A 12,657-nucleotide genomic window follows, 5' to 3' on the forward strand; every position below is an offset into this window, starting at 1 on the left:
GAGGGCAGGGTGAGGGGCGCCGGTCCGTTCGTGAGCCGTTGCCCGGACCGGGCCTCGTCCCTCACCCCCAACCCCTCTCCCGGTGGGAGAGGGGAGCAGGAACAGATTCTTTGAGGAGCTACGAATGAGCAAGAACCTGAACGGCGTCGTCGCCATCGTCACCGGCGCCTCGCGCGGCGCCGGCAAGGGCATCGCCATCGCGCTGGGGGCGCAGGGCGCCACGGTCTACGTCACCGGCCGCTCGCAGAACGAGGGCGACGCCCCCCTGCCCGGCACGATCCACGCCACCGCCGCCGCCGTCACCGCCGCGGGCGGCAAGGGCATCGCCGTGACCGTGGACCACTCCGACGACGAGCAGGTCCGCCAGCTGTTCGGGCGCGTCAAGAACGACCAGGGCAAGCTCGATATCCTGGTGAACAACGCCACCTTCATCCACGACCAGCTGATCGAAGGCGGCGGCTTCTGGGAGAAGTCGCTGGACCTGGTCAACATCCTCGACGTGGGCCTGCGCTCGGGCTACGTGGCCAGCTGGCACGCCGCCAAGCTGATGGCGGCGCAGAAGAACGGCCTGATCGTGTTCACCTCGTCCTTCGGCGGCAACTGCTACATGCACGGCGCCGCCTACGGCGCCCAGAAGGCCGGCGTGGACCGCTTCGCCCACGACATGGCGCTGGACCTGAAGGACTACAACGTCTCGGCCAATTCGATCTGGATGGGCATGCTGCGCACCGACCGCACCAAGCGCGTGATGGACGAGGACGCCGCCAAGTACCAGGGCTTCTGGGATATCGCCGAGACGCCGGAGTTCACCGGCCACATCATCGGCGCGCTGTTCCGCGATCCCCAGCGCATGCAGAAGTCCGGCCAGGTGCTGATCGGCGCCGAACTGGCGCTGGAGTACGGCCTGACCGACGAGGGCCGCCAGCCGCCTTCGCACCGGCCGATGCTGGGCGCGCCGGCGCCGGTCAATCCGGCGGTGGTGCAGTAACCAAGGTTCGAAGCCCGTTCGCGCTGGGCCTGTCGAAGTGCGAACGGGCAATTCACCGGTGGCGGGGGCCGCCCGCGCTTCGACAGGCTCAGCACGAACGGCCGCGGGCTGCGGCTAATCCCCCAGCGGCGACTCCGGCTGCCCCTGGCAGGACAGCCCGCAGTACTCGTCCAGCACCGCGCGCAGGTCCGGCAACTTGCGTGCCGCCTTGTACTCGGCGCGCACCACCGCCACGGTGACGGAGGTCAGCAGCTTCGCCCGCGCCTGCACGCGGTCGGCGCCGGCGGCCTCCAGGTCCTTCTGCGTCACCATGGCGGTACCGATCTCCATGCGCGCCAGCATCTCGTAGCCGATGGGGTCGTACTGCACCTGGTGCGCGATCTCCTGCAGCGCCGGATGTTCCAGGTTGTAGTCCAGGTAGAGCGTGAAGGCCTGGCGCAACTGCTCCAGCCCCGAGGGCATCGCGGTGGTGGCACGGATCACCGTCAGCCGCGCCTCGGCGAACAGCTCGGCCATCAGCTCGCGCTGGAACGCCCGCTCGTCGCCGAAGGCGGCGGCGAATTCCTCCTCGGTGCAGGCTCCCGCCGCCACCAGGTGGGCCGCATCGAGGTGGCTGGCACGCCGGTCCTTGCCGGCCAGGGTCTTGGCCGCTTCGAGGATTCTCTGCTTCACTGTCAGGGTCTCAGCCATTCTTCAGCATCATCTCCGGCCCCAGCCGGCCACGCAGCCAGGGCAATCGTTCCCAGCGCTCGGAGAAATCCGCGGGAACATACTCGTTGGACGCCTTGCCGTCACGGCCGATCAGGCCCAGGGCCTGGTAGGCGGCAGCCACCAGCTCGCTGCAGAACAGTTCTGCCAGGTTTTCCAGCTGCTCGCCGAACGGGCCGTCATAGGCGGCCCCCATCAGCTCCAGGACGTTGCTTTCGTAGGCGCGGCCGCGCATCTGCTGCCGCAGGGCGAGCAGCTGTTCCAGGGCCCCTTCATCCAGCTCGTGTTCCAGGCTGCGGCAGGCGACGTCGCCGTCGTGCTCCTGCAGGCGGGCCTCCAACGGGACCAGCTGCACGCCGGGCCGGCACAGGCCGGTGTCCAGGCAGGTGATGGTGGCGTCGGTCGTGGCCTCCCAGAGGCAGGGATATCCGTACTGCGGCAGGCGCAGCACCAGGCCCACGTGCGACCAGCGGCTCAAGGTAACCCACTTGATGCTCTCCGCCGTGCCGGACTTGCCGGCGAACAGCACGATGTCGCCCGTCTTCAGTCGATGCAGCACGCCGCCTCCTGCTCTGCGCTCCGTCGTTCGTTTGGAGGAGGCCACCGCCGGGCGCGGCGGCCACCATGGGATTCTCCCGGGAGAGTCTATGACAGGACCGCATGACCCCGCTGTGACCGCTGCCTCTGCCTTGCCGGCCGGCGGCGTGGCCCTGGTGACGGGCGCCAGCCGCGGCATTGGCCGCGCCATCGCGCGGCGGCTGGCCGCGCAGGGCGCCGCCGTGGTCGTGCATGCCTCGCCGCGCTCGCGGGCGGGCCTCGATGAGACCGTGGCCCTGGTCCGTGCTGCCGGCGGCCGTGCGGCGGCCGTGGCCGCCGACCTGGCCGATGCCGGAGCCCGCGCCGGCCTGCTGGCCGCCGCCGCGGAGCCCTTCGGGCCGGTCACGGTGCTGGTCAACAATGCCGCCGCCAATCCGGCCTACGCCCCACCCAGCCGCATCGACCTGGCCGCGCGGCAGGCCGGCTTCGAGATCAACTTCCATGCGCCGGTGGACCTCTGCCAGCAGGCCTTGCCGGCGATGAAGGCCGCCGGCTGGGGCCGCATCGTCAACCTCAGCAGCGAGATGGCGCAGCAGCCGCCGATCCCCTACCCCGGCCCGGCCAAGCTGGTGCATGGCCTGGTCCTGTACGGCGCCGCCAAGGCCGCGTTGGAGCGCTACACGCAGGGCCTGGCAGCCGAGCTGCACGGCAGCGGCGTTACCGCCAACGCACTGCTGCCGGTGAAGATCGCCCTGAGCGAGAGCGCCGAGGCGGTGGCACGCCAGGTCGGCGCCAGCAACCCGCACTGGGTGGAGCCGCTGGAGATGATGGCGGAAGCAGCCTGGCTGCTGGTCAGCGGACGCTACAACGGCCTGGTCACCAACAGCCGCGCGATGCTGCAGCTCGCGCAGAGTCCCTTGCATGCGCTGGATGGACGCACGGTGATCGGCGACGCGCTGAGCCTCGCCTCCTTCGCCTGATCACGAACACGAACACTGAAAACATCAAAGGAGAACAACGATGTCCCGACTGCAAGGCAAGGTAGCGATCGTGACGGGCGGCGCCCGCGGCATGGGCGGCGCGACCTCGCGCCTGTTCGTCCAGGAGGGCGCCCGGGTGGTGATCGCCGACCTGCTGGAGGACGAGGGACGCCAGCTCGCGCAGGAACTGGGGCCCCATGCCCTGTTCGTGCGGCATGACGTCAGCGACGAAGGCAGCTGGCAGAACCTGATCGATCAGACCGTGAAGACCTACGGCGAACCCGGCGTGCTGGTCAACAACGCCGGCGTGCTGCTGTTCCGCACGCTCCAGGAAACCAGCAAGGCCGATTTCGAGCGCGTCATCGGCATCAACCTCACCGGCAGTTTCCTCGGCGTGAAGCACGTCGGCGCGCGCATGATCGCGCAGGGCCAGGGCAGCATCGTCAACATCTCCTCCACCGACGGCATGAAGGGCGCCAACGGCCTGGGCGCCTACAGTTCCAGCAAGTGGGGCATCCGCGGCCTGACCCGCGTCGCCGCGATGGAGTACGGACACAAGGGCGTGCGCGTGAACTCCGTGCATCCGGGCGGCATCGATACCGCCATGGGCAACCCCTACGCGGAGGCCAGGGAGGAGGTCAACAAGCGCTACACCTTCGTGCCGCTGCAGCGTGTCGGCGAGCCGGTGGAGGTGGCACGGGCCTCGCTGTTCCTGGCCAGCGACGAAAGCTCCTACCTTTGCGGCGCCGAGATCGCGGTGGACGGCGGCATGCTGACGGGCACGTACTACGTGGGGTTCCCGGGCGCTCCGGGGGTGTAGCGCGGCGCCGGGGCGGCCAGGGAAGGCGCCCCGCTTCTCAGAACAGCTCGATGCTTCCGCTCGGCGGTGCCGGCACGATCCGGTGCTCGGCCAGCAGCCGCTCGTAGCGCACCAGGCGATTGCGTCCGGCGTTCTTCGCCGCATACAGCGCACGGTCGGCCCGGTCGATGATGTCGGCCGGGCCCAGCCGCGGTTCCAGGGTGGCGCAGCCGATGCTGACCGTGACGCGGCCCACCTGCGGGAACTCGTAGCATTCGACGCCGCGGCGCAGGGATTCCAGGACCTGCTCCAGCTCGGCCGCATCGCGGCGCGACAGCAGCACGGCGAATTCCTCCCCGCCGTAGCGGTAGCAGCGGTCCTCTCCCTGGAACAGCTCGGAGACGATGCGCGACAGCAGCAGCAGCACCTCGTCGCCATAGAGATGGCCGAAGCCGTCGTTGATGCGCTTGAAATGGTCCACGTCGAACAGCGCCAGGTGCCATGGCTCATCGGCGGCCGGATCGAGCATCCGCGTGGTCAGCTGGCCGAGCTGGTGGTCGAAGCTGCGGCGGTTGCGCAGCCCGGTGAGGCGGTCGCGCTCGGATTCGGTCAGCAGGCGGCTGAAATTGGCGTACAGCCGGCCCAGCGCCAGCAGGATGCTCTCGGCATCGGGCTCGGCGCGGCACAGGTGCACGACCAGGGCCTGCTCCTCGGTCACGGCCCGCGCCAGCAGGCGCGGCATGCCCTCCTCGCTGTCCAGGACCACGGACTCGCCCGCCGACAGCCGCGTCAGGATGCCGTCGCGCTGGCCCTGCACCCGCAGCGGCCAGGCGAAAGTCTCCGCGCCGGCGTGCTCGGTGAACTGCGGCTTGAGGGCCACGAACCCCGCCGCGCCCACCGGCAGAATCTCGTTCAGCGTCAGCAGCAAGCTGCGCCGCAGGTGCTCGAGATCGCGCTCGCCGCTGACTTCGGCGACGGACTCGATCAGCTTGCGCACGCTGGCGACGGACATGACGGCCCCGGGTGGATGGATGTCCCTGCGATACAAGTTCCGGACCCCGGGGCCCGCGGGAGACGGGATAAAAACCCCCCAGGTCCTGTTAACGCTGCCGCGGTCGCTGCGATGCCGTTCAGGCGTCGCCCGGCACGCGTCAGCCCGCCCAGAGGAGGGTGGCCGCCAGGCTCCGGTACGGCCGCCAGGCTTCCGCCTGCGCCAGCAGGGCCGCGGGGCTCTCCGCGCCGGCGGCCCGCACCAGCCCCAGGTCCGTGTGCGGGAAGGCGTCGGGCTGGCGGCCCAGGCGGATCGCAAGGTAGCCGCGCGTCCAGGGCCCGAATCCCGGCAGCGCAGCCAAGCCGGCATCCACCTCGGCCCAGGGCGCGTCCAGGCGCAGGCCGTCCTGCGCCGCCCGCGCCAGCACGCGCAGCGTTTCCACGCGCCGCCCCGGCATGCCCATCTGCGAGAGGTCCGCCGCCAGCACGGCCGGCGGGGTGAGCTCGCCGCTGCGCTCGATCAGGCGGTGCATCAGGGTGTTGGCGGCGGCAACGCTGACCTGCTGGCCGATGATGGTGCGCAGGCACAGTTCGAAGGGGTCCCAGCAGCCGGGCGGACGCAGGCCGGGCATGCGCGCCACCAGCGGCCTGAGCACCGGGTGGCGCGCCAGGGCGCGCAGGGCCGGCGCGGGATCCTCCTCCACGCCGAACAGCCTCGCGGCGCGCTCCGCCAATCCCCCGGCGGCGACACGGCGCGAGGCTTCGATACGCAGCAGGGTCCCGTCCACCGCCGGCGCCACGCGCAACCACTGCGCGCCGACACGGCGTTCGTAGGCACCGCCCTCGATCCGTTCCAGCAGCGGGATCAGGCGCGGGCGCAGATAGCCCAGCAGCACCGGCCAGGGCAGTTCCTGGCGCAACGGCAGTTCGGCGAGCGCGATCAATCGCTTGCCCTGGCCGCACGCTCGCGGTCGATCAGGCTGCGCTTGCGGTCCAGGCCCCATTTGTAGCCGCCCAGGCCGCCGTCGCCGCGGATCACGCGGTGGCAGGGCACCAGCAGCGCCACGCGGTTGGCCGCGCAGGCCGAGGCCACCGCGCGTACCGCGCGCGGCGCGCCGATGGCCTCCGCCACCTCGGCGTAGCTGCGCAGCTCGCCGCTGGGAATCTGCTGCAGGTAGGCCCAGACCTTCATCTGGAAGGCGGTGCCGCGCAGGTCCAGCGGCAGCTGCCGCGACGGCGGCCGCCCTTCGATATGCGACGCCAGCGCCCGCATCCAGGCCCCGAAAGCCTCGCGCTGCCCCTCGCCCATCGGCTCCAGCAGGGCATGCGGATACTCGCCGCGCAGCTGCGCCAGCAGTGCGTCTTCGCTGTCGCCGAACTGCACGAAGCAAAGGCCGCGATCGCTGGCCCCCATCATCAGCGGCCCCAGCGGCGTCCGCGAAGCGGCCCAGGAGATCGTCACGCCGGCGCCGCCGGCGCGGTACTGCTTCGGCGTCATGCCAAGGCGCGTGGCGGCGCGCTCGTAGACACGGCTGGCGGAGCCGAAGCCGGCATCGTGGATCGCCCGCGTGACGCTGCCGCCGCCGCGCAGGCCCCGGCGCAGCACCCGCAGGCGGCAGGCATCCACGTACTGCTTGGGGCTGACGCCGGTCACGGCCTTGAACTGGCGCTGCAGGTGGAAGGGACTGAGGTGCGCCAGCCGCGCCAGCGTCTCCAGGGTATGCGCGTCCTGCGCATGGGCCTCGATGTGGCGGCACAGCTTCTCGATGCGGGCCACCGTGCGGCGGTCGGCGCGGTTCTCCAGCGGACGGCAGCGCTTGCAGGCGCGCAGGCCGTCGGCCTCCGCCGCAGCCGGCGTGGCGTAGAAGCGCACGTTCTTGCGCAGCGGCCGGCGCGAGGAGCAGGAGGGCCGGCAATAGACGCCGGTGGTCAGCACGCCGTAGTAGAAATCGCCGTCCTGCGAGGCATCGCGCTCCTGTACGGCTTTCCAGCAGAGTTCCTGGTCCATGTCGGTATCCGGGTCGGTGGGTACGGCGCCAGTGTCGGCGCACCTGCCCGTCGGGCCTATCCGCTTCTTGCGGTGTCGGTCCGCTGCTCCCAGAGCAGCGGATGCATGCGATGCCGGCCGGCCAGGCCCTTCAGTTCCGCCTCGCGCGGCTCGCCGAAGCGGAAGTCCGGATCACCCGCGCAACGCTCGTGCAGTGCAGACGAGGTCAGCACCTCGCCGCCGCAGGCCTGCGCGGCGATGCGAGCCGCCAGGATCACGGTGATGCCGAAGAAGCGGTCGCCCTCCTGGATCGGCGTCCCGGCATGCAGGCCGATGCGCACGCGGATCGGCTCGCCGCGCTGCCTGCCGTTGTGGCGCGCGAAAGCGCGCTGGATGCTGGCGGCACAGCGCAGCGCCGCCGCCGGGTCGGCAAAGGCCAGCAGGAAACCATCGCCCTGCAGCTCCACCTCCTTGCCGTTCTCGCGCTGCAGTTCCTTGCGCACCACCTGGTTGTGGAACTTGATCACCTCGTGCGCGGCCTGGTCGCCCAGGCGCTCGGTCATGGCGCTGAAGCCCTCCATGTCGCTGAAGGCGATGGTGACGGTCCCGTCGGCCGAGATGGCATCGGCGAAGTCCGGGCGCTTGCCCTGCACGGCGGCGATCACCGCGTCCATCGAGGACTTCACCGCCCGGATCGCATGGCCCTCGGCCTCGTCCTTCAGCGTCAGCGCCAGCTCGGTGAGCTTGTTGAGGCCGGCGACGCCGACGCTGCCGATCAGCTCGCCCAGGGCTCGCGGCAGGCGCGTATCCAACACGGCTCCGGGCGGCGCTTCCGGCGCCACGCGGTCCAGCAGGGGCCGCGCCAGCAGCAACAGGGCCACGCCGGCGACCGCCTGCAGCAGGCAGGCCAGGGCCAGCGGCGCCCACTCCTCCAGCTGCGGTGGCGGCCCCAGCCAGGCGCGCAGCAGCAAGCCGCCGGCAACCGCCAGCGCGTCCGCCAGCAACAGCAGGGATGCGGCCAGGAACAGCAGCTGGCCCTGTCGGCGCTCCATCCCCGCGTTGCGCTTCACCCCGGCGGGCGGAAGCAAGCGCGGCGCGAGCGACCACAAGGCCACGGCCGCCAGCAGCCAGAGGCCGGTGCCGGGCAGCACGGACAGCGATGGTGCCGCCGGCAGGCGCGCCAGCTGCTGCATGCCCTGCAGGCCGCACCAGGCGGCAAGCAGGCGGCACAGCGGCAAGGCGAAATCACGGCTCATGTGGACATCTTAGTGCACGCCCCGCCCCACGCGGCCAGCCCCGTTCCCGCATCTGGCCAGGCCCGGACCCCGGTCGCAACGGCAGGCGATTCCTGCCCGCGTGGAAGCAAAGCCCGCGCTATCCTGCGTCCCACCACCAGGAGCCCATGATGACCAGCCACTACGACACGATCCGCCAGTACGACAAGATGCTGGACAACCTCGCCAAGTGGCTGGACAAGGCCGAGGAATACGCCAGGACGAAGAAGTTCGACGTGGACCTGCTGGCCGGCGCGCGCCTGGCGCCGGACGCCTTCTCGCTGGCGCAGCAGGTGCAGGCCGCCTGCGACCAGGCCAAGTTCGCCGCCGCCTACCTCGGCGGCAGGAAGGCGCCGCCGCATCCGGACACCGAGAAGACCGTCGCCGAGCTGCGCACGCGCATCCAGTCCTGCAAGGCCTTCCTCGCCACGGTGGAGGAGAAGGACTTCGCCGGCTCGGAGGACCGCAAGGTGGCGCCGCCCTGGCTGCCGAAGGGCTGGTTCCGCGGCGAGGACTACCTGTCGGGCCTGTCGATTCCCAATTTCTACTTCCACGTCACCATGGCCTACGCCATCCTGCGCCACAACGGCGTGGACCTGGGCAAGATGGATTTCATCGGCGGCCTGGAGATCCAGGAGGGGTGAACCCTCCCGGACGCGGCGGGACTCTCAGGAGCCCTGCGGCTTCGCCAGCAGCTCGCGGATCTTCGGCTCGGGCTTCCAGTAGCCGGGGCCCTTCAGGAACTTGCCGTTGGTGTCGTAGATCGGCTTGCCGTCGGCGCCGAGCTTGCTCTCGTTGCTGTCCATGATGATGCCGAGCACCGCTTCCAGCGGGATGCCGTATTTCAGCGCTTCCGAACGGCAGTAGACGATCACGTCGCCCAGCAGGTCGGCGATGGCCACGGCCAGGTCCAGCTTGTCGTCGCCGCGCTCGGCGGCGGCCACGATCTCGTCGATCTCATCGACCTCGTCGCCGAGCGTGGCCTTGAACTTGCGCAGGCGGTCGGCAACGTCGTCCGGGATGCTCGGCGCGTCATGGGCGGCGAGCTTGTACATGGCGTTCATCGCACGGATGCGTTCGGCGAAGCTGGGGTTCACGGCGGGCGGCTCCAGGGCTTGATGGGCCGCGTAGTGTGGGGGAAATGCCCCCGCCTGGCGAACGGGCCGTCCCGGACTCCGCTCCTGCCTCCCGGGGGCCACAGCGGCGCGAGCAGCCGTCCGAAGCCCGCGGGGCGGCGGCGGCGAACAGCCGGTCGATGCGGCCGGAAGTCCTCGCCCCGGGCAGGACCAGCGGCATGCGCAATGCCGGGCTCAGGCCATCCTCGGCCAGTTCGCCAGCCGCCGCTGGCTGCGGGCGCCCTTCACCCGCGACAGCGCGCGCAGCAGCTCGACCCGCGTATCGCGCGGATCGATCACGCGGTCGATATAGCCGCGCGCCGCCGCATCCCAGGGTGCGTTGGCGCGGGCGATCTCGTCCATGAAGGCACTGCGCGCGGCATGCGGGTCCGGCATCTCCAGCAGCTTGCGGCCGTAGACCACGTTGACCGCCACCGCCGGCGCCATGAAGGAGACGTCCGCGGTGGGCCAGGCCAGCAGGCAGTCGCTGCCCATGTTGCCGCCCGACATGTTGCAGTGGGCCATGCCGTAGGACTTGCGCAGGATCAGGCTGATGCGCGGCACGCTGCACTGCTGCAGCGCGGCGATCCAGTTCATGATGCGCAGCGGCATGCCGCCTTCCTCGGCGCGGCGGCCGACGAAGAAGCCCGGCGTGTCGTGCAGGAACAGCAGCGGGATGTGGAAGGAGTCGCAGAGGCAGAGGAAGGACACCGCCTTCTGGCAGGCACCCGGCCCCATGGCCCCGGCGGTGAACTTGGGATTGTTGGCCAGGATGCCGACCACCTGCCCGCCGATGCGCGCCAGCGCGGTGATCAGGCTGGGATCGAACAGGGGCTTCAGCTCCAGCACGCTGCCGGGATCGCAGACCGCCTCCAGCACGCGGCGCATGTCGTAGACCTGGCGCGGGTCCTCCGGCACCAGGTCCAGCAGCGCATCCCGTCGGGCGCCACCCTCCGGCGCGGGCGCGGCGGGCGGCGGCAGGCCGGCATGGTCGGGAAAATAGGACAGCGCGCGGCGGACCAGCGCGAGGCATTCCTCCTCGTCCTGCGCGAACAGGTCCACCTGGCCGGTGGTGCGCGCGTGCAGCTCCCAGCCGCCGAGTTGCTCGGTGCTGGCCTTCTCGCCGGTGGCGATCTCCAGGATCGAGGGGCCGCCGACGCACATCGCCGTACCCTTCACCTGCAGCACGATGTCGGATACCGACGCGGTCCAGGCGCTGCCGCCGAAGCATTCGCCGAGGATCGCGGTGACCAGCGGCACGCGCCGGTCACGCGGAGCGCCCTGGATGGGATAGACCATGCTCATCATGCCGGCGGAACCCATGATGTCCGGCACGCGCGCGCCGCCGGCATCGCCCAGCACCACGCAGGGCAGGCCGCGCTCGGCCGCCAGCTGCATGCCGCGGTAGGCCTTGCCCACGCCGACGCGCCCGCCGGCACCCGCCAGCACGGTCACGTCATCCGCGCTGGCGTAGACGCCGCGTCCGTCGATGCGTCCCCAGCCGCAGACCTTGCCGTCGGCCGGCGTCTTGTCCGCCGCCTCGGGCAGGTCGCTGGTGGCCAGCAGGCCCTGCTCGTCGAAGCTGCCGGCGTCGAGCAGCCGCTCCAGTCGCTCCCGCGCGCTGCCGCGGCCCTTGGCACGCTGGCGGGCCAGCTTGTCCTCGCCGCCCATCGCCAGGGCGCGGGCCTCGCGCTGCGCCAGTTCCTGCAGGCGGTACGGATCGCTGGATTCGGTCATCGGGTCCCCCGGAAGGCCCCCAGCCTAACCGGACGATGCCGGGCAGGGAAACGCGGGGGCAGCGCTACGGCGGGCAAGCGCGCGCCAGCCGCGAGGCGGCCGCCCGCAGCAGGGTGCGGGAGTAGAGCTTGTGGAAGCCGAGCAGCGCGCGGAAGGGAAGGCCCATGCCGGCCCGCCCGGGGGCGGGCACCACGGCGGAGCCGAAGTAGAGGCGCGTGCCCGGCGGCTCGCCCGGCGCGGACGGCGTGCTCATCAGCCAGGAACGCGTGCGGCCGGTGAAGTCGGCCAGCAGCAACTGCCCGGGCCCGCGCCGCTCCACGCGCCAGGCGGCGAAGGCGTCGAGCTCGCCCGCGGCAAGCCGCCGGGCCTGCAGGTCCGTCGAAGGCCTGGCGACGAACAGCGCCAGCAGCAGGCGCTCCAGCCGGAACAGGGTGCTGCCGTAGAACGCCTCGACGTACTGCGCCTGCGTGACGGAGCGCGGCAGCACGGCGACGAAGCAGTCGGCGTAGGCGCCCTGCCGGCGATAGTGCTGCAGCAGGGCCTGCTGCGGCAGCTCGCAGGAGCGGACGGCGCTCATCAGGACATCCGGCGGATTCCGCGACGCGGGGCCGTCAGCCGCCGCAGCCGCGTGCTCCCAGCAATGCGGCAAACCCCGCGGCCGGCATCGGCCGGCCGGTGAGGAAGCCCTGCACGTAGTCGCAGCGCAGGCGGCGCAGCGTGGCCAGCTCGGACTCGGTCTCCACGCCCTCGGCGATCACCTTGAGCCGCAGCGAATGCGCCAGCGCCACCATGGCGCGGACGATGCGCTGGTCGCGCGCATCGACGTCCACGCCGGCCACGAACTCGCGGTCGATCTTGAGCGCCCGGATCGGCAGGTGGCGCAGGTAGCGGAAGGACGAGTAGCCCGTGCCGAAATCGTCCAGCGCGATGCCCAGCCCCAGTTCGCCGGCGGCACGCAGGTTGGCCGTGGCCCGCGCGAAGTCGGAGATAAGGCCATGCTCGGTCACTTCCACGCGCAGCAGGTGTCCGGGAATCGCGTACTCCTTCAGCACGCCGCCGATCTGATCGGCGAAATCGCACTGCTTCAGTTCCGACCCGGACACGTTGACCGCCACCGGAACCGGTTCCAGCCCTTGCCGCCGCCAGTCCGCGATCTGTGCGGCCGCGCGGGACAGCACGTGCCGGCCGAGTTCCAGGATCAGGTCGCTGCGCTCGGCGACGGGAATGAAGCGCGCAGGACTCACCTCGCCCAGTTCGGGATGGCGCCAGCGCAGCAGCGCTTCCGCCGAATGCAGGTGCAGGCTGTGGATGTCGAAGATGGGCTGGAACACCAGGCTCAGCTGATCCTGCAGCAGGGCGTCCTGCAGGCGGCGCTGCAGGGCGATCAGCTCCGGATCGGCCGACACGGCGGCGAGCTCGGCCGACAGGTTCAACGAGAACAAGGCACGGTCGTCCGCCATGCTCGACATGGTTTCCCCTCCCCCGGTATCCGCCTACTCTAGCGGCAGGGGACAGGCTACACCGCCCTTGGGCTGATTTTCC

14 protein-coding genes are annotated in these 12,657 nt (G+C 71.1%); 4 read left to right on the forward strand and 10 right to left on the reverse strand.

Annotated elements, in window-relative coordinates; genetic code table 11:
- Positions 1-124 precede the first annotated feature (124 nt).
- Positions 125-988 (forward strand): SDR family NAD(P)-dependent oxidoreductase, encoded by an 864-nt coding sequence (locus C3942_RS08950; protein ID WP_104230043.1) that lies wholly within the window; start codon positions 125-127, stop codon positions 986-988.
- A 114-nt stretch (positions 989-1,102) separates the two neighbouring features.
- Here the strand turns inward: C3942_RS08950 and C3942_RS08955 are convergent, their stop codons facing one another.
- Both C3942_RS08955 and C3942_RS08960 read right to left on the reverse strand, forming a co-directional pair.
- Entirely contained in the window at positions 1,103-1,678 is a 576-nt protein-coding gene (locus tag C3942_RS08955; protein WP_133164279.1) for a hypothetical protein, read from the reverse strand.
- Positions 1,671-2,255 carry a C40 family peptidase gene (locus C3942_RS08960; RefSeq protein ID WP_165797388.1) on the reverse strand — a complete coding sequence of 195 codons (585 nt, stop codon included), beginning with the start codon at positions 2,253-2,255 and terminating at the stop codon, positions 1,671-1,673. Before C3942_RS08960 ends, C3942_RS08955 begins: the two co-directional genes overlap by 8 nt.
- Positions 2,256-2,367: 112 nt before the next feature.
- Between C3942_RS08960 and C3942_RS08965 the strand changes: the two genes are divergently transcribed.
- Both C3942_RS08965 and C3942_RS08970 read left to right on the forward strand, forming a co-directional pair.
- Positions 2,368-3,213: an SDR family NAD(P)-dependent oxidoreductase gene (locus C3942_RS08965; protein ID WP_243393557.1), complete on the forward strand. Its 846-nt coding sequence runs from the start codon at positions 2,368-2,370 to the stop codon at positions 3,211-3,213.
- A gap of 40 nt (positions 3,214-3,253) precedes the next feature.
- Entirely contained in the window at positions 3,254-4,033 is a 780-nt protein-coding gene (locus C3942_RS08970) for an SDR family NAD(P)-dependent oxidoreductase (RefSeq protein ID WP_104230046.1), read from the forward strand.
- Positions 4,034-4,070: 37 nt separating this feature from the next.
- On the opposite strand, the gene C3942_RS08975 is transcribed toward C3942_RS08970, so the two are convergent.
- From C3942_RS08975 to C3942_RS08990, 4 genes are all read right to left on the reverse strand, one after another.
- The gene (locus C3942_RS08975) at positions 4,071-5,024 is read right to left on the reverse strand and encodes a GGDEF domain-containing protein (protein ID WP_104230047.1); all 954 of its coding nucleotides are present in this window, start codon (positions 5,022-5,024) and stop codon (positions 4,071-4,073) included.
- Positions 5,025-5,163: 139 nt separating this feature from the next.
- On the reverse strand, positions 5,164-5,946 hold the full coding sequence (locus tag C3942_RS08980) for a DNA-3-methyladenine glycosylase family protein (RefSeq protein WP_243393558.1): 783 nt from the start codon (positions 5,944-5,946) through the stop codon (positions 5,164-5,166).
- Positions 5,943-7,010: a bifunctional DNA-binding transcriptional regulator/O6-methylguanine-DNA methyltransferase Ada gene (gene ada / locus C3942_RS08985; protein ID WP_104230049.1), complete on the reverse strand. Its 1,068-nt coding sequence runs from the start codon at positions 7,008-7,010 to the stop codon at positions 5,943-5,945. The genes C3942_RS08980 and ada overlap by 4 nt, the downstream gene beginning before the upstream one ends.
- Before the next feature lie 56 nt (positions 7,011-7,066).
- Complete coding sequence (locus C3942_RS08990; protein ID WP_104230050.1) at positions 7,067-8,245, reverse strand: adenylate/guanylate cyclase domain-containing protein; 1,179 nt, start codon at positions 8,243-8,245, stop codon at positions 7,067-7,069.
- Positions 8,246-8,394: 149 nt separating this feature from the next.
- On the opposite strand from C3942_RS08990, the gene C3942_RS08995 reads away from it, so the two are divergent.
- A complete protein-coding gene (locus C3942_RS08995; protein WP_104230264.1) occupies positions 8,395-8,907 on the forward strand; it encodes a DUF1993 domain-containing protein in 513 nt (170 codons plus the stop codon).
- A gap of 24 nt (positions 8,908-8,931) precedes the next feature.
- Here C3942_RS08995 and C3942_RS09000 read toward each other — a convergent pair whose 3' ends face one another.
- The 4 genes from C3942_RS09000 to C3942_RS09015 form a co-directional block, all read right to left on the reverse strand.
- Entirely contained in the window at positions 8,932-9,318 is a 387-nt protein-coding gene (locus C3942_RS09000) for a pyrophosphatase (RefSeq protein ID WP_436286238.1), read from the reverse strand.
- 255 nt (positions 9,319-9,573) lie between these two features.
- Positions 9,574-11,115 carry an acyl-CoA carboxylase subunit beta gene (locus tag C3942_RS09005; RefSeq protein WP_104230052.1) on the reverse strand — a complete coding sequence of 514 codons (1,542 nt, stop codon included), beginning with the start codon at positions 11,113-11,115 and terminating at the stop codon, positions 9,574-9,576.
- A 64-nt stretch (positions 11,116-11,179) separates the two neighbouring features.
- On the reverse strand, positions 11,180-11,692 hold the full coding sequence (locus tag C3942_RS09010; RefSeq protein WP_207766031.1) for a hypothetical protein: 513 nt from the start codon (positions 11,690-11,692) through the stop codon (positions 11,180-11,182).
- Between the two features lie 34 nt (positions 11,693-11,726).
- Entirely contained in the window at positions 11,727-12,584 is an 858-nt protein-coding gene (locus C3942_RS09015) for a putative bifunctional diguanylate cyclase/phosphodiesterase (RefSeq protein WP_104230053.1), read from the reverse strand.
- Positions 12,585-12,657 lie beyond the last annotated feature (73 nt).

The sequence above is a fragment of the Solimonas fluminis genome (assembly GCF_002930645.1).
Taxonomy (GTDB): Bacteria; Pseudomonadota; Gammaproteobacteria; order Nevskiales; family Nevskiaceae; genus Solimonas_A; species Solimonas_A fluminis.

What these genes read in the sequence shown, in the direction of transcription:
- C3942_RS08970 (WP_104230046.1), top strand. Translation starts at nt 3,254, where the DNA reads ATGTCCCGACTGCAAGGCAAGGTAGCGATCGTGACGGGCGGCGCCCGC.
- C3942_RS09005 (WP_104230052.1), bottom strand. Translation starts at nt 11,115, where the DNA reads ATGACCGAATCCAGCGATCCGTACCGCCTGCAGGAACTGGCGCAGCGC.
- C3942_RS08975 (WP_104230047.1), bottom strand. Translation starts at nt 5,024, where the DNA reads ATGTCCGTCGCCAGCGTGCGCAAGCTGATCGAGTCCGTCGCCGAAGTC.
- C3942_RS08990 (WP_104230050.1), bottom strand. Translation starts at nt 8,245, where the DNA reads ATGAGCCGTGATTTCGCCTTGCCGCTGTGCCGCCTGCTTGCCGCCTGG.
- C3942_RS09015 (WP_104230053.1), bottom strand. Translation starts at nt 12,584, where the DNA reads ATGTCGAGCATGGCGGACGACCGTGCCTTGTTCTCGTTGAACCTGTCG.
- C3942_RS09000 (WP_436286238.1), bottom strand. Translation starts at nt 9,318, where the DNA reads ATGTACAAGCTCGCCGCCCATGACGCGCCGAGCATCCCGGACGACGTT.
- C3942_RS08995 (WP_104230264.1), top strand. Translation starts at nt 8,395, where the DNA reads ATGACCAGCCACTACGACACGATCCGCCAGTACGACAAGATGCTGGAC.
- ada (WP_104230049.1), bottom strand. Translation starts at nt 7,010, where the DNA reads ATGGACCAGGAACTCTGCTGGAAAGCCGTACAGGAGCGCGATGCCTCG.
- C3942_RS08955 (WP_133164279.1), bottom strand. Translation starts at nt 1,678, where the DNA reads ATGGCTGAGACCCTGACAGTGAAGCAGAGAATCCTCGAAGCGGCCAAG.
- C3942_RS08950 (WP_104230043.1), top strand. Translation starts at nt 125, where the DNA reads ATGAGCAAGAACCTGAACGGCGTCGTCGCCATCGTCACCGGCGCCTCG.
- C3942_RS09010 (WP_207766031.1), bottom strand. Translation starts at nt 11,692, where the DNA reads ATGAGCGCCGTCCGCTCCTGCGAGCTGCCGCAGCAGGCCCTGCTGCAG.